This window comes from Escherichia sp. SCLE84, from assembly GCF_012584495.1.
GTDB lineage: Bacteria > Pseudomonadota > Gammaproteobacteria > Enterobacterales > Enterobacteriaceae > ECMA0423.
Genome location: NZ_CP051430.1, coordinates 1020803 through 1041348, shown reverse-complemented (window position 1 = coordinate 1041348; position 20546 = coordinate 1020803). Strand labels below are relative to the sequence as shown.

Here is a 20546-nt window from a genome sequence, read left to right as displayed (position 1 = left end):
CGCTCCCGCAGGAGCGCTGAAGGGATTAGCGACCGAACAGGTCACGTTTTTTCGCTTTAAACGGCTGGGAAATCACCACCAGCACCGCGACAATCAGGTAAGCGATAAAAATACCGAGCAGCCACTGCGGCATTTCCAGACCTAAAAAATCCCACTGACGCTCGGCACAATCGCCAGAGGCGACAAACACTTGCGGCACCCATTTATCCAGCGGCAGCCATTCCGGGAAACGAACCATAAAATCACAGGTGGCAAACGGCGAAGGATAGAGCTGAAGCATGGTGTGCTCGTAAGTTAACTGCACACCGCGGAACGCACTATACAACCAGATAACCATCGCTACATAACGCAGCGGAGTTTTCGGGGCGATCGCGCCAATCAGCGCAGCACCCAGAACGCCGAATAACGCACAACGTTCATAAATACAGAGCACGCAAGGTTTCAGTAACATCACATGCTGGAACCACAGCGCCGTCAGTTCCAGTGCCAGAGCAGTAAACGCCATCAACAGCCACGCGCCCCGGCCTTGTGAACATTGGTTCAAAAATCGCAACATAATCATTTCCCTGCAATATGCATAGAGTGCGCAGTTTAAACCAATTCATTCGCTGCGCCACCAGGAGGCAGCAAAAATAGGAAGCAATTGGACAATTATCGGGCGAAAAGGCAAACCGGGCATTTATATGCCCGGTAAGTTGTTATCAAAGCGTTGCTATCCAGCCCATTTGCATAAACCATTCGGTTACAGGGGCAAGCGTAAACTCGACGCAGAGCAAGCCGACGAGTGTCAGTACGAGGGTGTAAGGCAGGGCCATCCACACCATGCGGCCATAAGAGAGGCGAATCAATGGCGCGAGTGCAGAGGTCAGCAGGAACAGGAACGCAGCCTGACCGTTCGGCGTAGCGACGGAGGGCAGATTGGTACCGGTATTAATGGCGACCGCCAGCAGCTCGTATTGCTTCAACGTGATAGCGCCACTTTCCATTGCCGCTTTCGCTTCGTTGATATAAATCGTCCCCACGAAGACGTTATCCGAAATGGATGACAGCAGACCGTTGAAAATATAGAACAGCGACAGCTGAGCATGTTCCGATGCCTGCAACACAAACTGAATAATTGGCGAAAACAGTTGTTGGTCGATAATCACCGCGACTACCGAGAAAAACACCGTCAACAGTGCGGTGAATGGCAGAGATTCGGTGAAGGCTTTACCGATAGCATGTTCATCGGTGACACCGGTCAATGATGTCGCCAGAATAATGACTGACAAACCAATCAAGCCAACTTCCGCCAGATGCAACGCCAGCGCAGTCACCAGCCAGACGCCAATAATCGCCTGGACAATCAGACGGATTTTATCCTGACGGGTACGCTGGTGGCGGCTTTGATCGTCAAACTGTTGCAACACTTTGCGGACTTTCTCCGGCAGCGTTTCACCGTAGCCAAACCAACGCAGCTTCTCTACCAGCAGGCAGGTTAACAGGCCACAAATCAGAACCGGAACGGTCACCGGCGACATGCGCAGGAAGAAATCGCCAAAATGCCAGCCAGCCGCTTTAGCGATGATCAGGTTCTGTGGTTCGCCCACCATGGTCATCACGCCGCCTAATGCAGTGCCGACACCGGCATGCATCATCAGGCTACGCAGAAAGCCACGGAACTGTTCCAGAACCACTTTGTAATGCTTGTCGATATGACTATCGTCTTGCAGGTCGGTATCTTCGGTACGGGAAGAGGCTACGCGGTGATAAATACCATAAAAACCGACAGCAACGCTGATCACCACCGCCACGACGGTTAAGGCATCGAGGAACGCGGAGAGGAACGCTGCCGCCACGCAAAAAGAGAGCGACAGCAGCATTTTGGAGCGAATGCTTAACAGCAAACGGGTAAATATGAACAGCAACAGCTGTTTCATAAAATAGATACCCGCCACCATAAACATCAATAACAGCAAGACTTCAAGATTTGCCGCCACCTCTTCACGGACGTGTTCCGCGCTGGTCATGCCGATGAATACCGCTTCGATAGCCAACAGACCACCGGGGAGCAGCGGGTAGCATTTCAGGGCCATCGCCAGAGTGAAAATAAATTCCGCTACCAGCAACCAGCCCGCGACGAAAGGGCTGATGAGGAAAATTAACGGGTTTACGATTAAGAAAATGATGAGGGCGAGTTTGTACCAGTCGGGGGACTGGCCCAAAAAATTGCGCCATAGCGCGCGGCCCCAGGAGATCTCCATGATGGTTTCCCTTACCTTACAAATAATCAATGATGTTTTTATGTTTAAACGCAAAGCTTAACGGTCAGGCAGGAGTGAGGCAAGTCTTGATAGTCAAGGGGAAAGAGATGCGGAAAATGAAGCCTTGATCCCTTTTTTCTTCTTTTTGTCTGCTATCAGCGTAGTTAGCCCTCTGGTATGATGAGTCCAACTTTGTTTTGCTGTGTTATGGAAATCTCACTATGGTCATTAAGGCGCAAAGCCCGGCGGGTTTCGCGGAAGAGTACATTATTGAAAGTATCTGGAATAACCGCTTCCCTCCCGGGACTATTTTGCCCGCAGAACGTGAACTTTCAGAATTAATTGGCGTAACGCGTACTACGTTACGTGAAGTGTTACAGCGTCTGGCACGAGATGGCTGGTTGACCATTCAACATGGCAAGCCGACGAAGGTGAATAATTTCTGGGAAACCTCTGGTTTAAATATCCTTGAAACACTGGCGCGACTGGATCACGAAAGTGTGCCGCAGCTTATTGATAATTTGCTGTCGGTGCGTACCAATATTTCCACTATTTTTATTCGCACCGCGTTTCGTCAGCATCCCGATAAAGCGCAGGAAGTGCTGGCTACCGCTAATGAAGTGGCCGATCACGCCGATGCCTTTGCCGAGCTGGATTACAACATATTCCGCGGCCTGGCGTTTGCTTCCGGCAACCCGATTTACGGTCTGATTCTTAACGGGATGAAAGGGCTGTATACGCGTATTGGTCGTCACTATTTCGCCAATCCGGAAGCGCGCAGTCTGGCGCTGGGCTTCTACCACAAACTGTCGGCGTTGTGCAGTGAAGGCGCGCACGATCAGGTGTACGAAACAGTGCGTTGCTATGGGCATGAGAGTGGCGAGATTTGGCACCGGATGCAGAAAAATCTGCCGGGTGATTTAGCCATTCAGGGGCGATAATCTCTTCCGTTTAAAGAGCAAACCCCTCAAACGAGGGGTTTTTTGTTGTTTTTACAGATTTCCCATTCTTGGCGGGCAACGTTCCAGCAACTCGACGCTGCCATCTTCGTTTTGCTGTTCGAGCATCACATCAAATCCCCACAGGCGATGCACATGCTTCAGCACTTCTTTGCGCCCCCGATCCAGCGGTGCGCGATTATGTGGAATGTAACGCAGCGTCAGCGAACGGTCGCCGCGCAAATCCACGTTCCAGATCTGAATATTCGGCTCCAGATTACTTAAGTTATATTGCGACGATAACCGGTTACGGATCTCCCGATAACCTTCTTCATTATGAATAGCGGAAATCTCCAGATAATTATGCCGATCATCATCCAGCACGGTGAAGAAGCGGAAATCACGCATCACTTTCGGTGACAGAAACTGGCTGATAAAACTCTCATCTTTGAAATCACGCATCGCGAAATGCAGCGTTTCCAGCCAGTCGGAACCGGCGATATCCGGGAACCAGTATTTGTCTTCTTCCGTTGGCGACTGACAAATCCGTTTAATATCCTGGAACATGGCGAACCCGAGGGCATACGGGTTGATGCCGCTGTACCACGGGCTGTTATAGGGGGGCTGGAAGACCACATTGGTGTGGCTGTGCAAAAACTCCAGCATAAAACGTTCCGTTACTTTCCCTTCATCATACAGATGGTTAAGGATGGTATAGTGCCAGAAGGTCGCCCAGCCTTCGTTCATCACCTGAGTCTGTTTTTGCGGATAAAAATACTGGCTCACCTTACGCACAATACGCAGGATTTCACGCTGCCATGATTCCAGCAGTGGCGCATTTTTCTCCATAAAATAGAGCAGGTTTTCTTGTGGTTCGGACGGATAGCGGCGCGCTTCAGCAACCGTTTTCTCTTCCTCGCGCTTCGGCAGGGTACGCCAGAGCATATTGACCTGACTTTGTAGATACTCTTCGCGACTTTTCTGCCGGGCTTTCTCTTCTTGCAGCGAGATTTTTTGCGGGCGTTTGTACCGGTCCACGCCGTAGTTCATCAGCGCGTGGCACGAGTCCAGAAGCCGTTCTACTTCATCAACGCCATAACGTTCTTCGCACTCGGTAATATATTTACGGGCAAAAATCAGATAATCGACAATCGAACTGGCGTCGGTCCAACTGCGGAATAAGTAATTGTTTTTAAAGAAAGAGTTATGCCCATAGCAGGCGTGTGCCATCACCAGCGCCTGCATGGTAATGGTGTTCTCTTCCATCAGGTAAGCGATACACGGGTTAGAGTTAATGACGATTTCATAGGCCAGTCCTTGCTGACCGTGCTTATACAGCCGTTCAGTCTCGATAAACTTTTTACCGAATGACCAGTGCGGATAGTTAATTGGCATGCCGACGCTGGAGTAGGCATCCATCATCTGTTCTGAGGTTATCACTTCAATCTGGTGCGGGTAGGTATCCAGCCGGTAGAGTTTCGCCACCCGGTCTATCTCTGCCAGATAAACATCCAGCAGGTCGAACGTCCAGTCGGGTCCATCGCTCAAACGTGTGGTGTCCTTATTCATAGAATCGATCGTCGCCATACGCGCACCTCATTGTTGTCGGCGCTCTCTGTGTGGAGCACCTCATTTCAAGCATAGAACACCTGTTAAAAACCGCGTCGCCGGAGAATTTTTTTCTTTGCGATTTCTTATTATCAGAGTGCCACTAATCCGCTTCTGAACGGAATTTTATGCTGGATAAAAATGGCGTTCAGCAGGAGATACTAAAGACGCCATATTGCCGCAGAGTCAGGGAGATGTGAGCCAGCTCACCATAAAAAAGCCGTATGTTGAATAATATTTTCAACTGAGTTATCAAGATGTAATTAGATTATTATTCTTTTACTGTATCTACCGTTATCGGAGTGGCTATGCGAGTTGTCATACTGGGAAGTGGTGTGGTAGGCGTTGCCAGCGCCTGGTACTTAAATCAGGCAGGACATGAGGTCACCGTCATTGATCGGGAGCCGGGGGCCGCCCTGGAAACCAGCGCCGCGAATGCCGGGCAAATCTCCCCCGGATATGCTGCACCGTGGGCGGCACCAGGTGTGCCTTTAAAAGCGATCAAATGGATGTTCCAGCGCCATGCGCCGCTGGCGGTCCGTCTCGACGGTACGCAGTTTCAGTTGAAATGGATGTGGCAAATGTTACGTAACTGCGACACCAGCCACTACATGGAAAACAAAGGGCGGATGGTGCGTCTGGCGGAATACAGCCGTGATTGCCTGAAAGCATTGCGCGCCGAAACCAATATTCAGTATGAAGGGCGTCAGGGTGGGACGCTGCAACTGTTCCGTACCGAACAACAGTATGAAAATGCGACCCGCGATATCGCCGTGCTGGAAGATGCCGGCGTACCGTATCAGCTGCTGGAATCCAGCCGCCTGGCGGAAGTGGAGCCCGCGCTGGCAGAAGTAGCGCACAAACTGACGGGTGGTCTGCAACTGCCCAATGATGAAACCGGAGACTGCCAGCTGTTTACCCAGAATCTGGCGCGGATGGCAGAGCAGGCGGGGGTTAAATTCCGCTTTAATACGCCCGTTGACCAACTGCTTTGCGACGGCGAGCAAATCTACGGCGTGAAGTGTGGCGATGAAGTGATTAAGGCCGATGCGTATGTGATGGCGTTTGGTTCTTACTCGACGGCGATGCTCAAAGGCATTGTTGATATTCCGGTGTATCCGCTGAAAGGCTACTCGCTGACTATTCCAATTGCGCAGGAAGATGGTGTGCCGGTATCCACCATTCTTGATGAAACCTACAAAATCGCCATTACCCGTTTCGATAACCGCATTCGTGTTGGCGGAATGGCGGAAATTGTTGGTTTTAACACCGAGCTGTTGCAACCGCGTCGTGAAACGCTGGAAATGGTGGTTCGCGATCTCTATCCACGCGGCGGTCATGTCGAGCAGGCGACTTTCTGGACGGGTTTGCGCCCGATGACGCCAGACGGTACGCCGGTTGTCGGGCGTACACGCTTTAAAAATCTGTGGCTGAATACCGGTCACGGCACGCTCGGCTGGACGATGGCTTGCGGTTCCGGTCAGTTGTTAAGCGATCTGCTCTCTGGTCGCACGCCAGCGATCCCATATGAGGATCTAAGCGTAGCGCGCTACAGCCGTGGATTTACGCCATCACGTCCGGGCCATTTACATGGCGCACACAGCTAAGGAAACGAGATGACCCGTCCGATACAGGCCAGCCTCGATCTGCAGGCATTAAAACAGAATCTGTCCATTGTCCGCCAGGCCGCGCCGCACGCGCGCGTCTGGTCGGTGGTAAAAGCGAACGCTTACGGGCATGGTATTGAGCGTATCTGGAGCGCGCTCGGGGCCACCGATGGCTTTGCATTACTTAACCTGGAAGAGGCAATAACGTTACGTGAGCGCGGCTGGAAGGGGCCGATCCTTATGCTGGAAGGATTTTTCCATGCTCAGGATCTGGAGATTTATGACCAGCACCGCCTGACCACCTGCGTACACAGCAACTGGCAGCTCAAAGCACTGCAAAATGCGCGGCTAAAAGCACCGTTGGATATTTATCTTAAAGTGAACAGTGGGATGAATCGGTTGGGCTTCCAGCCCGATCGCGTGCTTACCGTCTGGCAGCAGTTGCGGGCAATGGCGAATGTTGGCGAGATGACCCTGATGTCGCATTTTGCCGAAGCGGAACATCCTGATGGAATTTCCAGCGCGATGGCGCGTATTGAGCAGGCGGCGGAAGGGCTGGAGTGTCGGCGTTCGTTGTCCAATTCGGCGGCGACTCTGTGGCACCCGGAAGCGCATTTTGACTGGGTTCGGCCTGGCATTATTTTGTATGGCGCTTCGCCGTCCGGTCAGTGGCGTGATATCGCCAATACCGGATTACGTCCGGTGATGACGCTAAGCAGTGAGATTATTGGTGTCCAGACGCTAAAAGCGGGTGAGCGTGTGGGCTACGGCGGTCGCTATACTGCGCGCGATGAACAGCGAATCGGCATTGTCGCCGCAGGGTACGCCGACGGTTATCCGCGCCACGCGCCTACCGGTACCCCTGTTTTAGTGGACGGCGTGCGCACCATGACGGTGGGGACCGTCTCGATGGATATGCTGGCGGTCGATTTAACGCCTTGCCCGCAGGCGGGGATTGGTACGCCGGTTGAGCTGTGGGGCAAGGAGATCAAAATTGATGATGTCGCCGCCGCTGCCGGAACGGTGGGCTATGAGTTGATGTGCGCGCTGGCGTTACGCGTCCCGGTTGTGACAGTGTAACTTGTTGTAAGCCGGATCGGAGACAGCGTCTTCTGGTTGCGAAAAAATCATCCATCCGGCTGGTCAGCAACTGTAGTTGTTAATGTGACAGAGCCATTGCCCATGATAGTGTCCATTAAAAGAATGGACACTATTTCCCCGGAACCTGAACTCACCGCACAGGCGTTCTACATAAAACGCTTACGCTTCATTGTTGACTCGAACTCGACTTCAGATAAATCACGCTTTACCCTTGATGGAGCCTGTACATAGATTTGTGTAATTGCCTGATTTTGATATGTTCAATTCAACATCAAATGAAGGTTAAATTATGGACGACAAACAATTGCAGGCTCAGGCTGCGTTTAGCAAAGCATCGCAACCGGCGATAGATGCTTCATTAAATTTAAGATTCAGCTTCCTCTTCAGCCACCCGTACGCCAATCTTCAACACTTCATTATCTTCTTTCTCGGCCACCGTCCAGATCATCCCGGCAAACTCTACCTGGTCACCGACAACCGGTGCCGCGCCTAACAACTGCTGGACAATTTCACCCAGCGTTTGCTGCTTATCACGATATTCTCGCCCGTCTTCCAGGCCATATATCAGCGCAACATCAGCATATTTGGCGCTGGCTTCGAGAATGAAGTCACCAAAGAAGCGTTGATCCAGCGCGACCGGCGGCGACTGGCTGAACAGTTTACCGAGCGCCGGAAGATCGCGTTCCCGACCAATTACACACAACACATCGCCTTCGCGCAGTCGGGTGCTGCCGGTAGGATGAAGCAACTGGTTATCACGAAACAGTGCCGCAATACGCGTCTCTTTTGGCATATGCAAATCGCGCAGTGCCGCGCCCACGCACCATTTATCGGCACTCAATTGATAAACAAACTGCTCCCACGGATTTTCCGGATGAATATCCAGGCCAACGCGTGACACCGGACGTCCCACTGGCGGAACCACCACTTTGGCTTTTTTAGCCGCCCACGAGAGTGATGTTCCCTGCAAGAGCAGTGAAACCAGAACCACAAAGAAGGCGACATTAAAGAACAGACGTGCATTCTCCAGCCCCGCCATCATCGGGAACACGGCCAGGATGATTGGCACCGCGCCGCGTAATCCTACCCAGCTGATAAACACGCGCTCACGCAGATTGAAACCGCGGAAGGGGAGCAATCCAGCAAATACCGAAAGGGGACGGGCGAAGAATATCATCCATGCCGACAAAATGAGCGCCGGAATGGCAATAGGCAGCAGATCGCTTGGGTTAACCAATAGCCCCAGCACCAGGAACATGGCGATTTGCGCCAGCCAGGCGAGGCCGTCGAAATTTTGCAGGATGCCGTAGCGGTTGCGAATCGGCCGATTACCCAGCAGAAAACCGCACAGATAAACAGCCAGAATACCGCTGCCTTCCAGCGCCGTGGTTAAAGCAAAAATTAAAATACCGCCGCTTAATGCCAGCAATGGATATAATCCGGCAGGCAGGGCGATGCGATTAATCATTTGCAGCAGTAAATAACCACCGCCAAGTCCGATGACAATCCCGAGGCCAAATTGCTGCAGAATATCGACCACGAACATCCAACTGACACTGCTTTCATGTTGCTGGATCATCGCAATCAGGGTAATCGTCAGAAAGACCGCCATTGGATCATTACTGCCGGATTCAATTTCCAGCGTCGAGCCAACACGTTCGTTAAGCCCCTTACCACCCAGCAGAGAAAAGACCGCTGCAGCATCGGTAGAGCCGACGATAGCGCCGATTAATAAGCCTTCAATCAAATCAAGATTAAACAGCCACGCCGCCATCATGCCGGTTAAACCAGAGGTGATAAGCACGCCCAGCGTCGCCAGCGACAGTGCCGGTCCTAACGCCACACGAAAGGAACTGGCCTGAGTGCGCATCCCGCCGTCGAGCAAAATAATCGCCAGTGCCAGGTTACTTACCATGTAGGCGAAGGGGTAATTATCAAACGGGATACCGCCGACGCCATCGACTCCTGCCAGCATGCCGATCGCCAGAAAAATAACCAGAATAGGAATGCCAAGACGGGAAGAAAATGAACTAAGTAATATACTGCTGGTGACAAGGATGGATCCTAAGATGAAAAGGCTAATTATTGTTGTGGCATCCAACGGTCGGTTACTCCTGATTACGCTGTCTCTTATATAAACCCTACCATATTAGCGGCAGAGACAGCGTTTTACTTAGCCCTGAAGCGTGATTTTTTTACATTTTAAGAACAGGATGACCGCTAATCGTCAACTGAGTGCCTTCCCGGGTGTTATTCAGAATGGCATGTGCGCCCAACGGCAGCGTAACCGTGCGTTGTTCATGACCAAAATCGAGGCCGGTAATGAGTGGAATCGACAGGCGGGAACGCAAAAACGCGTACACTGACTCCAGGTTGTAACCTGCGTCATAATCATTGGGCGTGCTGCCGCTAAAGCTACCGAGAATAATCGCCTTCTGACGTGGCAAAATTCCCGCATGATAGAGCTGCAACAGCATACGTTCGACGCGGAAAGGGTGCTCGTTAATATCTTCCAGTACCAGGATACCGTTCTCAATTTTTGGCATCCACGGTGTACCAATCAGTGAAATCAGCATCGCAAGATTGCCTCCCCACAACGTGCCTTCGGTCTGACATGTCGGGCCTTCCCCTTGCCATTCAATGGTGAAGGTTTTATTGCGTAACGCCAGCCAGAAATGGTGCTCGGTAAAGGCGTTCAGTTCATCCGCACCAAAGTTTGCTACCAGCATGGGGCCGCTAAAGGTGATGACATTGCCTTGCGCCAGAAGACCGCACTGAATGGCGGTAAAATCGCTATGTCCGCAAATGAGTAACGGGTCATGTTGTTGGCGAGCCACCAGTGCCTGCCAGTCAATATCTGCCAGTAAACGACTGGCACCGTAACCGCCGCGTACAGCCAGCACGATGGTGTTGGGGGTAGTCAGTCTGGCAAGGGAATTGAGATCTTCCAGGCGCTCCGTTTCCGTACCCGCAAAACGCTCACAACGACGGGCAATAACCTCGACGTTATTGACCTGATGCCCCTCGTCGGTAAGGCGATGGATACCACGCAGCGCGGCGTGCTGTTTAATGCAGTAACCCGATGGGGCAATTAAGTGAAACAGAGACATGGCAATTCCTTGCTGACAACAGAAACGAAATGTATATCATGCCGCTTAGGTGTGCCGTTGTCACCTCAACGGCGATTCCAGGCTATAAGGATAGAAGAAGTGAAATTGAGATGGTTTGCCTTTTTGATTGTGTTATTAGCGGGTTGTTCATCAAAGCATGACTATACGAACCCGCCGTGGAACGCGAAAGTTCCGGTGCAACGTGCGATGCAGTGGATGCCAATAAGCCAGAAAGCCGGTGCAGCCTGGGGCGTCGATCCACAATTGATCACGGCGATTATCGCTATCGAATCGGGTGGTAATCCGAACGCGGTGAGTAAATCGAATGCCATTGGTTTGATGCAGTTAAAAGCTTCAACCTCCGGACGTGATGTTTATCGCCGTATGGGCTGGAGTGGTGAGCCGACGACCAGCGAGCTGAAAAATCCAGAGCGTAATATTTCAATGGGGGCGGCTTACCTGAATATTCTGGAAACCGGCCCGCTGGCAGGCATTGAAGATCCGAAGGTACTGCAATATGCGCTGGTGGTGTCATACGCTAACGGGGCAGGTGCGCTGCTACGGACTTTCTCGTCAGATCGGAAAAAGGCGATCAGCAAAATCAACGATTTGGATGCTGACGAGTTCCTCGATCACGTAGCGCGAAATCATCCTGCGCCGCAGGCTCCGCGCTATATCTACAAACTTGAGCAGGCACTGGACGCGATGTAAATCAGTCGCGCACTTTGTCCGCTTTTTCCCGGGCTTCTCGCTCGAGAGAGAAAATAATCCGCTGTAATTGCCGCTCCACCGTCGGGCTGACGTTAAGAAAACGGAAGCTCAGACGGGGAGTGGTGATGGTTTCATTCTTGCCATCAATCACTTTGCGCTCGCTGATGGAGATTAACTGGGCGTCAAAGTGAAAAACACCCCATTGCCCCATGTTGACTTCAATCTGAGCGAAGCGCATGCCTTCTTGTAATTCGGCAGGCTTTGCTGTTTCCAGTAATGCGCCCATGCCGCCTAACGACAAATCATACAGGCGGAAACGTAACGTACTGTTATCCGCCAGTTTGGTCTGGCAAAAATAAGGCGGATGGAGTGGGGCGGAGATGCGGAAATATCGGCGTCGTTGTACAAACCATAAGGTGGGAGGCGGTACGGTGATAAATGCCGGAAGCTGCAAGTATTCACTCTGCTGTAGTTGTTCAACAGTAAACTCGACTTTCGCACCCTGAGTTTCGGCGGTAATGGTAATGTGCTGTGCCTTTAGCACGGCGATGTTGTCTTCGGCTTGACTGCCGAAATCCAGCACCAGTTTATCCGGGGTTATTGCCAGTATTTTGCTGATCAGCTGCCCGCCATTCCAACTGAGACGCAAAGGAATTGCGGCTTTGTGCAAATCGCGTAACACGCCCAGGACGGCTAACGGATTTTGTTTCAGGAACTGCTCATGGTAATGACTCACGCGGAAAAACTCCTGACTGACAAACTGTCTTTGGTTTATCGGTCACAGTTAACAAAACTTAATACAAATGCGTGAATATTTTTTACATGTTGTTCTTAAATCAGCCGACATACGCCCAGCATCGATCCCGCCCTTGCCTATACTTAGAGCGTTGATGTAAGCATTTCTTGCGTCCGATTCATCGAAACGAGGGCCTGAACATGGGAATTATTGCCTGGATTATTTTTGGCCTGATAGCCGGCATTATCGCCAAGCTAATCATGCCGAGGCGTGATGGTGGTGGATTTTTCCTGACCTGTATTCTCGGGATAGTCGGTGCGGTGGTCGGCGGCTGGCTGGCGACCATGTTTGGCATTGGCGGCTCCATCAGTGGTTTTAATCTGCACAGCTTCCTGGTGGCGGTGGTGGGAGCTATTCTCGTTCTGGGCATATTCCGCCTCCTGCGAAGAGAATAAGATTTTCATAAGGCGGATAGCGATACAGATGCCGCTATCCGCTTTCACATCAGAACGTATACTCGACACCTGCTTTACGGGTGAAAAAAATCAATATAGCACTTCGATATCCGATAAAGTCGGTTCCCGGTAACAACAACAGAATCCTTTTTTAATTATTGTTTCGTTGTTTTTGGTGTGATTCAGAAAATAAATATTTTAGACAGTAGCCAGTCAGGCGTTAAAAATGGGGCGGATAGTGAGGCGGTTTTGGCTGCGCTTATTGAACATTTAGAATTGATCAATCCTTCTGGCAGATTAAGCCAAAATACCCGTTCGGCAATGCTTCAGTTACGCGAAGAGGAATGGTCTGAATTCTTTTTTTGGTTGCTAAATTCTCTGGAGTGTCTGGATTATGTGATTATTAATTTAACTCCAGAAAGCAAAAAAACGTTGATGAGTGAACACCGTAACAATATTCAGGTAGCAATTGATGCTTTATATAGCCAACGTCGGCGTAAATCGCCGGGTGATGAAAGTGAAACACTTACCCGTAGAAATGACGCTATCTTCGGCAACCACGTATGGCAAACATTTGCGCAATACTTCCCGCCAGGACTTGAAAAACCGTCTGTGTAGAAAAAACCATAGCTATGGTGTTATCTGCCGACAACGCCATCCGGAGAAGCCGAATGACGTTGTCGGAGTAAGCGCTGGTTAAGGTGTGGGTTGTGCCTCTTTGGTTGAGGGTTGCGTCGTTGCTGACTTAACGGTCGGACGCGTCGCCGGAACATTGTCACACGGTTGCTCTTTCGGGCAGATCAAATCCAGCATTTTCAGCGTCACGCCATTGGTCCAGCCAAAGCCATCCTGTAATGGATATTCGCCACCGCCGCCCCCCGTTCCGGTGGTGCTGACATCATATTTTTCCACCAGCTTTTTCTCCCGGTCATAGGTGTGCTGAACATTGGTCAGGAAGTGCCAGCTAATGTCCATCGCCACCTCTTTTTGCCCGTAGTTTTGTAATCCTTCTGTCGCGACCCACTGTAACGGTGCCCAGCCATTTGGCGCATCCCATTGTTGCCCACTTTTCACCGACGTGGTGTTCAGGCCGCCGGGTTGCAGCAGATGTGTTTTCGTCGCCGTCGCCATTTTGTTGGCGCGATCTTTCGCTGCCGCATTGACGTACAGCGGGAACAGGGCGGCCGCGGTTAACTGATTGCGCACTTTATGACTTTTCAGGTCGTAATCGGCATACCAGCCTTGTTGATCGTTCCACAGGTATTTTTCGATCCCTTTTTGACGGGCATTTGCCAGCGTTTCGTACTGGTTTGCCATCGCGTTATCTCCGGCAGCTTTGCTGGCGCGGGCGAGGATTTTTTCCATTTTAAACATCAGGCTGTTCAGATCGACCGGTACGATGCTGGTGGTGCGTAAGGTATTTAACTGCTGCGGGTTGTCCATCCAGCGCGAGCTGAAATCCCAGCCAGACGCAGCGGCAGAGCGCAGGTCGCGGTAAATTTCAGTGGCAGGTCGATTCGGATTGCTTTTGGCGGTGGCAATATCTTCCACCCATGACTCTGGTCGTGGCGTATCGCGATCGTCCCAGTAGCGGTTGAGAAGGGTACCATCCTGAAGTTTGACAACGCGTTTTTCCTGTTGTCCGGCTTGCAGGTTTTCAACACCGTCCATCCAGTAAGCATATTCTTTTTGCATTTGCGGCAGGTATTGCTTCAACGCGGCATCGCCTTCATGCTGCGCCAGTAACTCTACCATCAGGGCAAAGAAGGGCGGTTGCGAGCGGCTTAAATAGTAACTGCGGTTGCCGTTGGGAATATGACCGTAAGTGTCTATTTCATGAGCAAAATTGGCCACCATATCCGCGACTTTATCCCAGTGACCGCTTTCGGCAAGTCCTAACATGGTGAAGTAACTGTCCCAGTAATATACCTCGCGAAAACGTCCGCCCGGCACGACATAAGGTTCCGGCAGCGGTAACAGAGAATCCCATTTTTCGGTGTTTTCGGTAGAACGCGTTAATACCGGCCAAAGTCCGTCAATATGTTCGCGCAGTGACTGCCCCTCTGGCGGAACATATTTCTCGCCTTCTTTCGGCAGGGTGAAATTGACGTTAACGAAATGGCGCAGATCAAATCCGCTCTGGTTTTGCTGCATCCGATAATCAGCAAGGATCATCAGCGGATCGCTGTTCGGCACGGCATCGGCAAAGGTTTTTTGGTCCGGAAAAAGTTTGGCGTTTTGCACATCATTAAACAGCGGCCCTAATAAAATATCAGGCGGCTGTGGTGTTACCGGTGTTTCTTCTGCCTGCACCGATAGCGCAGCGAAACACAAAAAGATACAGGCTGGAATTAACGCCATTTTTTGCGGGCGAGAAGGTGCGGGGGATTTCATCAATCATTCTCCTTTGGCGAAACCGAATAAAACGGTATTCAAGTATCAGAAAACCTTAGTTCAGGATCGCACTAGCTGCATGATCGAAATCTCATTCTGCGAACTGTCAGGCATTTTAGAAAAGGGAATTAAAGGGATAAATAACGGCGAAATAGAGTGATCAAATAACGTCTGTTTATTAGCCAGCCAGCGACATTTGGTTCGCGATTAGCGAAGAAAAATCATCATAAATTGGTAAAAAATATAACAGGTAGTTAAAAAACATCAGTGCTGGGTAAATTGCCGGATGACATCAGAACGATGCCATCCGAACGGTGGCTTAACCCTGACGGTTGAAACGTTGCGTTTTAACGTCCAGCGTTAGCGTTTCTTCTGGTTGTATCGCATACAGTTTCTCACCCTGCTGGCAAATCCAGCCAATCCCCAGTTCACGGGCGATTAGGGCGCTGTGGGATACCGGACTTCCGGCGCTAAGGCAGATACCTTTTACAACCGCCGGATCCAGTTGCAGTACTGTGGAAGGATAAATGTTCTCCGCCAGTAGAATAGTTGGCGAGTTAAACTGCGGGAGTTCTTCTTTCGTTTGGGTCAGGTGGACCAGGGTGCGATGCAGAAGATCGTCCACATCAATATAGCGAGCTTGTAGATATTCATCATCCAGTTGCTGGTATTGCTGGCTAAGTTCTTTAAGAACTTGCTGCCAGGCATATTCTGCCGTGCAATGTTCATGCTGAAGGAGTTCGCTTGCCGCCGCCAGCAGTTCCGGATCATCTAACAGTGTATGGTGACCAGAAAAGATTGCGGCAATATCGTCAAGCCCGCTGGCTTCTGCTTTCGCTGTTAACGTCATCAGATCTAATAACGTGAAGTCAATAGCCTGGCGTAATCGATCTTGTTCTTCTTCCACGGTCAGGGTTGATTTTGCCTGTACCGTACATAAAACTGGTTGATAATAAAAGGCTTTACCCGAAACAGGCGGAACGGGACGCAGAGTAGGTGGAGCGACTTCCTCCGTTTCACCAAAGTTATCTTCAGCCAGCTGACGGAAAGCGATCAGTGCCTCTTCAGCTTCTGGCCCTTTCGCAATCAGGCGCAGCGTATCGTTATAGCGAACTTGTAGTAACGCAATCTGGTTAATACTCTCTGGTGTGACGCATTTGCCGTTTTTTTCCAGCAACATATCGGCATTAAATGTCGATAAGGTATAAACCAGCCGGGAGGCCGGACGTACATGCAGGCCGTTACGGTTTTTTATGACCACCGCCAGAGAACGGGCTTCTTCATCGTACGGAGGACATGTGTCAGAGATTTCAGTGTCGGAGGACGGTAAACCCAGTTGTTCACTTTTGGCTTCCAGCGCATGCATGGCGTCAAAGATAACTTTGTCGATATCCGCCCCCGAGGCCGCGCTGACCGTTGCTGCCAGTGTACCTTCGACCAACGGCGCAGCACACAAACGTACTTTTGCGGCGATCTCGGGAGCCAGCAATTCCAGCGCAGTTTCAGCACTCAATAATGCGCTACCCATATCCATCATGACCAGCACATGGTCGGCATCAGCAACAGATTCGATGGCCTCCATCACTTTGACGGCATCGGTACCAATGGGATTTTGTGGATCGTCAATTCCCGCGGCAATGGCGATTTTACAACTATCACTCATTAACATCTGACGGGCTAATTCACCGACACCTTCTCCCAGTCGGCTGCTATGTGAAACTATGACCAGGTTTACCATCACCAATTCCTTACTCTTTTGCGGCTAACGCCAACATTTGCATCATAAACATCACCGAGGTCGCGCCGGGATCCTGGTGACCAATACTGCGTTCACCGAGATAACTGGCGCGGCCTTTGCGGGCTTGCATCGTAATCGTACTTTGTGCAGCGGATTCGGCGATACTACTGGCAGCTTCGAGCGCCACCGGAACAGAGAGATTTTGCTCGCTGGACTGACGTAACGATTCCACCACCGGCACCCACACATCACACATGGTTTTATCGCCAGGTTCGGCTTTCCCGCGACTGATTACGCCGTCCGCGCCATCGCGGAACATCTGATAAAGCTCTTCCAGTGTCAGGCTTTGCCGTGCCTGGGTCGCCTGTGCGGCGCGGATAAAGAAGGTACCGAACAGCGGACCACTGGCACCACCGACGCTGGAAAGCAGCGTCATACCGGTATTCTTGAGAATGAAACCGATATCTTTATCTGCGATAGCAGGGAGTTTTTCCACCACTTTGCTAAAGCCTCGGTTCATATTTAGCCCGTGGTCAGCGTCGCCAATTTCGCGATCCAGTCCGGTAAGATACTCGCTCTCGGTGCTGAAAATATCGCCACAACGAGTGAGCCAGTTAACAATTTGAGTTCTGCTCAGTGACATTGCTTTCTCCTTATTTACCCCAGTTAAGGGCCGGGGTGTGGACCGGGGCGTCCCAGAGTGCCAGCGTTTCGTCATCAACTTTCAGTAAGGTGATTGAGAAACCGGTCATATCCAGTGAGGTGCAGTACGCGCCAATTAAATTACGTTCGATAGTCAATCCCGCTTGCTGGCAACGTGTGGTCAGGCGGTTATAGACGCCGTACAGCTCAGAAAGCGGAGTTGCGCCAAGATTGTTAACCAGCGCAATCACCCGATCGCCAGACTGGAGCGGTTGTTTGGTTTGTTGTTCTTCCTGCCAACTGCCTTGTTGATAATCCCAGAAACGCAAAGTGCGATGGTATGAGCCATTTACCAGCAGGGTGTCGAACATTTCATCGACGGTTTGATCAAGGGAAGAGAAGGGGCGGCGGTCAATACCCGGCTCACCATGAATGCCGACGCCAAACTCCATCTCATTATCCGCCAGGGTAAAAGAAGGTTTGCCCGCGGCAGGAACGGTACAGGCACCGAGAGCGATACCTATTGAGTGGCCTTGATTATTCAACTTACGCCCCAGTTCCGCACAGGCGTCCAGTGAGTCGCCACGCTCCGCCGCTGCGCCTACGAGTTTTTCAATTAATACGGTGTTGGCAACGCCGCGTCGCCCGGCGGTATAAAGACTGTCTTTTACCGCAACGTCGTCATCAATGACCACAGTGGTCACTTTTACGCCGCTATCGTGCAGTAACTCGGTCGCTGTTTCAAAGTTAAGAATATCGCCGGTGTAATTTTTGATAATCAACAGTACACCTTCGCCGCCATCAATTTGCATGGAGCATTCAAAGATTTTATCGGGCGTCGGTGAGGTGAAAATTTCGCCCGGACAGGCCCCCGAAAGCATCCCCTGACCGATATAACCACAGTGCATCGGCTCGTGTCCGCTGCCGCCACCCGACAGCAGGGCGACTTTTCCTGCAACAGGGGCATCAGCTCGGGTGACATACACCGGATCCTGATGCAGTGTCAGCGATGGATGCGCTTTCGCCAGTCCTGCCAGTTGTTCGTCCAGTACGTCTTGCACATCATTGATCAATTTTTTCATTATTTTGCTCCAGCAATTACGGTAGGGCATGGATGATGTTCAACGACACGGCGACCACTGACTGCCGATGAATCCATTGTGCATCAGGCAAGGGAAAAGAAAATTAGCCCAAATTATGTTTCATAGTGAAACATATGCTTTAATGAATGTTCCATATTGAAACTTTTACGTGTATTAATACTTAAAATTGCGAGCCGGAACACCTTTTGTCATAAGGGATGCGGGATATGAGTGGCGCTTTTAACAACGATGGTCGGGGCATATCTCCCTTAATTGCAACCTCCTGGGAGCGATGCAATAAGCTGATGAAACGGGAGACATGGAACGTACCACATCAGGCCCAGGGCGTGACATTTGCTTCTATTTATCGGCGTAAGAAAGCGATGCTGACGCTCGGGCAGGCAGCGCTGGAAGATGCCTGGGAATATATGGCACCGCGAGAGTGTGCGCTGTTTATCCTCGATGAAACCGCCTGCATTCTCAGCCGTAATGGCGATCCGCAAACCTTGCAGCAGCTAAGTGCACAGGGATTCAATGACGGCACGTATTGCGCCGAGGGAATTATTGGTACTTGTGCGCTATCGTTAGCGGCTATCTCTGGTCAGGCCGTGAAAACGATGGCCGATCAACATTTCAAACAGGCACTCTGGAACTGGGCCTTTTGTGCAACGCCGTTGTTTGACAGCAAGGGCCGATTGACGGGAACAATAGCGCTGGCGTGTCCGGTTGAGCAAACTACCGCAGCTGATTTGCCGTTGACGTTGGCAATCGCCCGCGAGGTCGGTAATTTACTGCTGACGGACAGTTTGCTCGCTGAAACTAACCGTCATTTAAATCAACTTAATGCCCTGTTAGAAAGTATGGATGATGGCGTGATTAGCTGGGACGAGCAGGGTAATTTGCAATTTATTAATGCCCAGGCGGCGCGGGTCTTGCGCCTTGACGCGACGGCAAGTCAGGGACGGGCAATCACTGAACTCTTAACGTTACCCGCCGTATTGCAACAAGCAATAAAACAGGCACATCCGCTCAAACACGTAGAAGCAACCTTTGAAAGTCAGCACCAGTTTATTGATGCGGTGATAACCCTTAAACCGATAATAGAAACGCAGGGAACCAGCTTTATTTTGTTGCTCCATCCTGTGGAACAGATGCGGCAGTTAATGACCAGTCAATTAGGAAAAGTCAGCCATACCTTCGCTCATATGCCACAGGACGATCCGCAAACCCGCCGCTTGATTCATTTTGGTCGCCAGGCGGCGCGCAGTAGCTTTCCTGTCCTGCTTTGTGGAGAAGAGGGCGTGGGCAAGGCACTGCTAAGTCAGGCAATTCATAATGAAAGCGAGCGTGCTGCAGGTCCTTATATCGCCGTCAATTGTGAGTTATATGGTGATGCGGCGCTGGCGGAAGAATTTATTGGCGGCGATCGCACGGACAATGAAAATGGCCGTCTGAGTCGGCTGGAACTGGCGCACGGTGGCACGCTGTTTCTTGAAAAGATTGAATATCTGGCGGTGGAGTTACAGTCTGCTTTGCTTCAGGTTATCAAGCAGGGTGTTATCACGCGACTGGATGCGCGGCGTTTAATACCAATTGATGTCAAAGTGATTGCTACAACCACCGCGGACCTCGCAATGCTGGTGGAACAAAATCGTTTTAGTCGCCAGCTGTATTACGCGCTGCATGCATTTGAAATTACCATCCCGCCTCTGCGTATGCGGCGTGGCAGCATTCCGGCGTTGGTGAATAACAAATTACGCAGTCTTGAAAAACGCTTCTCTACGCGGCTGAAAATTGATGACGATGCCCTCGCTCGCCTGGTTTCTTGTGCATGGCCTGGCAACGATTTTGAACTTTACAGCGTCATCGAGAATCTTGCTCTGAGTAGTGATAATGGGCGCATTCGCGTCAGTGATTTGCCGGAACATCTGTTTACCGAGCAGGCGACAGATGATGTCAGCGCCACACGCCTTTCCACCAGCCTGTCATTTGCGGAAGTTGAAAAAGAGGCAATTATTAACGCAGCCCAGGTCACAGGCGGTCGCATTCAGGAAATGTCGGCTTTACTTGGGATCGGCCGCACTACGCTGTGGCGGAAAATGAAGCAACATGGCATTGATGCAGGGCAGTTTAAGCGCCGGGTATGAAAGACAGAGACGATTTCTGATACATCAGAGTGAT

17 protein-coding genes are annotated in these 20546 nt (G+C 51.0%); 7 read left to right on the top strand and 10 right to left on the bottom strand.

Features of this window, described 5'->3' with window-relative positions; translation table 11 throughout:
* Positions 1 to 25 precede the first annotated feature (25 nt).
* Together dsbB and nhaB are read right to left on the bottom strand one after the other, a co-directional pair.
* On the bottom strand, positions 26 to 556 hold the full coding sequence (gene dsbB, locus HGD79_RS05255) for a disulfide bond formation protein DsbB (RefSeq protein WP_000943459.1): 531 nt from the start codon (positions 554 to 556) through the stop codon (positions 26 to 28).
* Positions 557 to 701: 145 nt separating this feature from the next.
* Positions 702 to 2243: a Na(+)/H(+) antiporter NhaB gene (gene nhaB, locus HGD79_RS05250; RefSeq protein WP_152028942.1), complete on the bottom strand. Its 1542-nt coding sequence runs from the start codon at positions 2241 to 2243 to the stop codon at positions 702 to 704.
* Between the two features lie 221 nt (positions 2244 to 2464).
* Here nhaB and fadR point away from each other — a divergent pair, with 221 nt between their 5' ends.
* Positions 2465 to 3184 (top strand): fatty acid metabolism transcriptional regulator FadR, encoded by a 720-nt coding sequence (fadR, locus tag HGD79_RS05245; protein ID WP_074478084.1) that lies wholly within the window; start codon positions 2465 to 2467, stop codon positions 3182 to 3184.
* A gap of 51 nt (positions 3185 to 3235) precedes the next feature.
* Here the strand turns inward: fadR and HGD79_RS05240 are convergent, their stop codons facing one another.
* Positions 3236 to 4768: a SpoVR family protein gene (locus tag HGD79_RS05240; protein ID WP_000190855.1), complete on the bottom strand. Its 1533-nt coding sequence runs from the start codon at positions 4766 to 4768 to the stop codon at positions 3236 to 3238.
* 329 nt (positions 4769 to 5097) lie between these two features.
* Between HGD79_RS05240 and dadA the strand changes: the two genes are divergently transcribed.
* Together dadA and dadX are read left to right on the top strand one after the other, a co-directional pair.
* Positions 5098 to 6396, top strand: a complete 1299-nt coding sequence (gene dadA / locus HGD79_RS05235; protein WP_097489126.1) for a D-amino acid dehydrogenase — start codon at positions 5098 to 5100, stop codon at positions 6394 to 6396.
* Positions 6397 to 6405: 9 nt separating this feature from the next.
* Positions 6406 to 7476 (top strand): catabolic alanine racemase DadX, encoded by a 1071-nt coding sequence (gene dadX, locus HGD79_RS05230; RefSeq protein ID WP_000197840.1) that lies wholly within the window; start codon positions 6406 to 6408, stop codon positions 7474 to 7476.
* 385 nt (positions 7477 to 7861) lie between these two features.
* Here the strand turns inward: dadX and HGD79_RS05225 are convergent, their stop codons facing one another.
* Together HGD79_RS05225 and ldcA are read right to left on the bottom strand one after the other, a co-directional pair.
* Complete coding sequence (locus tag HGD79_RS05225; protein ID WP_000340206.1) at positions 7862 to 9598, bottom strand: potassium/proton antiporter; 1737 nt, start codon at positions 9596 to 9598, stop codon at positions 7862 to 7864.
* Between the two features lie 94 nt (positions 9599 to 9692).
* A complete protein-coding gene (gene ldcA, locus HGD79_RS05220; protein ID WP_000051548.1) occupies positions 9693 to 10607 on the bottom strand; it encodes a muramoyltetrapeptide carboxypeptidase in 915 nt (304 codons plus the stop codon).
* A gap of 99 nt (positions 10608 to 10706) precedes the next feature.
* Here ldcA and emtA point away from each other — a divergent pair, with 99 nt between their 5' ends.
* Entirely contained in the window at positions 10707 to 11318 is a 612-nt protein-coding gene (gene emtA, locus HGD79_RS05215) for a membrane-bound lytic murein transglycosylase EmtA (RefSeq protein WP_001295616.1), read from the top strand.
* Position 11319: 1 nt separating this feature from the next.
* On the opposite strand, the gene HGD79_RS05210 is transcribed toward emtA, so the two are convergent.
* Positions 11320 to 12054: a flagellar brake protein gene (locus HGD79_RS05210; protein ID WP_000020161.1), complete on the bottom strand. Its 735-nt coding sequence runs from the start codon at positions 12052 to 12054 to the stop codon at positions 11320 to 11322.
* Between the two features lie 200 nt (positions 12055 to 12254).
* Here HGD79_RS05210 and HGD79_RS05205 point away from each other — a divergent pair, with 200 nt between their 5' ends.
* Together HGD79_RS05205 and ycgY are read left to right on the top strand one after the other, a co-directional pair.
* Entirely contained in the window at positions 12255 to 12509 is a 255-nt protein-coding gene (locus tag HGD79_RS05205; protein ID WP_001386738.1) for a GlsB/YeaQ/YmgE family stress response membrane protein, read from the top strand.
* Positions 12510 to 12686: 177 nt separating this feature from the next.
* The gene (ycgY, locus tag HGD79_RS05200) at positions 12687 to 13127 is read left to right on the top strand and encodes a protein YcgY (protein ID WP_000615067.1); all 441 of its coding nucleotides are present in this window, start codon (positions 12687 to 12689) and stop codon (positions 13125 to 13127) included.
* A 78-nt stretch (positions 13128 to 13205) separates the two neighbouring features.
* Here ycgY and treA read toward each other — a convergent pair whose 3' ends face one another.
* The 4 genes from treA to dhaK all read right to left on the bottom strand — a co-directional run bounded on the left by treA (position 13206) and on the right by dhaK (position 18365).
* Positions 13206 to 14903, bottom strand: coding sequence for an alpha,alpha-trehalase (treA, locus tag HGD79_RS05195; RefSeq protein ID WP_000841714.1), 1698 nt, complete (start codon positions 14901 to 14903; stop codon positions 13206 to 13208).
* A gap of 319 nt (positions 14904 to 15222) precedes the next feature.
* Positions 15223 to 16641, bottom strand: a complete 1419-nt coding sequence (dhaM, locus tag HGD79_RS05190) for a dihydroxyacetone kinase phosphoryl donor subunit DhaM (RefSeq protein ID WP_021534114.1) — start codon at positions 16639 to 16641, stop codon at positions 15223 to 15225.
* A 10-nt stretch (positions 16642 to 16651) separates the two neighbouring features.
* Positions 16652 to 17284 carry a dihydroxyacetone kinase subunit DhaL gene (gene dhaL / locus HGD79_RS05185; protein ID WP_000059411.1) on the bottom strand — a complete coding sequence of 211 codons (633 nt, stop codon included), beginning with the start codon at positions 17282 to 17284 and terminating at the stop codon, positions 16652 to 16654.
* A 10-nt stretch (positions 17285 to 17294) separates the two neighbouring features.
* A complete protein-coding gene (gene dhaK, locus HGD79_RS05180) occupies positions 17295 to 18365 on the bottom strand; it encodes a dihydroxyacetone kinase subunit DhaK (protein ID WP_000733724.1) in 1071 nt (356 codons plus the stop codon).
* Between the two features lie 227 nt (positions 18366 to 18592).
* Here dhaK and dhaR point away from each other — a divergent pair, with 227 nt between their 5' ends.
* A complete protein-coding gene (gene dhaR, locus HGD79_RS05175) occupies positions 18593 to 20512 on the top strand; it encodes a dihydroxyacetone kinase operon transcriptional regulator DhaR (protein ID WP_021534113.1) in 1920 nt (639 codons plus the stop codon).
* Positions 20513 to 20546 lie beyond the last annotated feature (34 nt).

What these genes read in the sequence shown, in the direction of transcription:
- dhaM (WP_021534114.1), bottom strand. Translation starts at nt 16,641, where the DNA reads ATGGTAAACCTGGTCATAGTTTCACATAGCAGCCGACTGGGAGAAGGT.
- treA (WP_000841714.1), bottom strand. Translation starts at nt 14,903, where the DNA reads ATGAAATCCCCCGCACCTTCTCGCCCGCAAAAAATGGCGTTAATTCCA.
- dadX (WP_000197840.1), top strand. Translation starts at nt 6,406, where the DNA reads ATGACCCGTCCGATACAGGCCAGCCTCGATCTGCAGGCATTAAAACAG.
- dhaR (WP_021534113.1), top strand. Translation starts at nt 18,593, where the DNA reads ATGAGTGGCGCTTTTAACAACGATGGTCGGGGCATATCTCCCTTAATT.
- ldcA (WP_000051548.1), bottom strand. Translation starts at nt 10,607, where the DNA reads ATGTCTCTGTTTCACTTAATTGCCCCATCGGGTTACTGCATTAAACAG.
- dhaK (WP_000733724.1), bottom strand. Translation starts at nt 18,365, where the DNA reads ATGAAAAAATTGATCAATGATGTGCAAGACGTACTGGACGAACAACTG.
- dsbB (WP_000943459.1), bottom strand. Translation starts at nt 556, where the DNA reads ATGTTGCGATTTTTGAACCAATGTTCACAAGGCCGGGGCGCGTGGCTG.
- HGD79_RS05205 (WP_001386738.1), top strand. Translation starts at nt 12,255, where the DNA reads ATGGGAATTATTGCCTGGATTATTTTTGGCCTGATAGCCGGCATTATC.
- HGD79_RS05240 (WP_000190855.1), bottom strand. Translation starts at nt 4,768, where the DNA reads ATGGCGACGATCGATTCTATGAATAAGGACACCACACGTTTGAGCGAT.
- nhaB (WP_152028942.1), bottom strand. Translation starts at nt 2,243, where the DNA reads ATGGAGATCTCCTGGGGCCGCGCGCTATGGCGCAATTTTTTGGGCCAG.
- dhaL (WP_000059411.1), bottom strand. Translation starts at nt 17,284, where the DNA reads ATGTCACTGAGCAGAACTCAAATTGTTAACTGGCTCACTCGTTGTGGC.
- fadR (WP_074478084.1), top strand. Translation starts at nt 2,465, where the DNA reads ATGGTCATTAAGGCGCAAAGCCCGGCGGGTTTCGCGGAAGAGTACATT.
- dadA (WP_097489126.1), top strand. Translation starts at nt 5,098, where the DNA reads ATGCGAGTTGTCATACTGGGAAGTGGTGTGGTAGGCGTTGCCAGCGCC.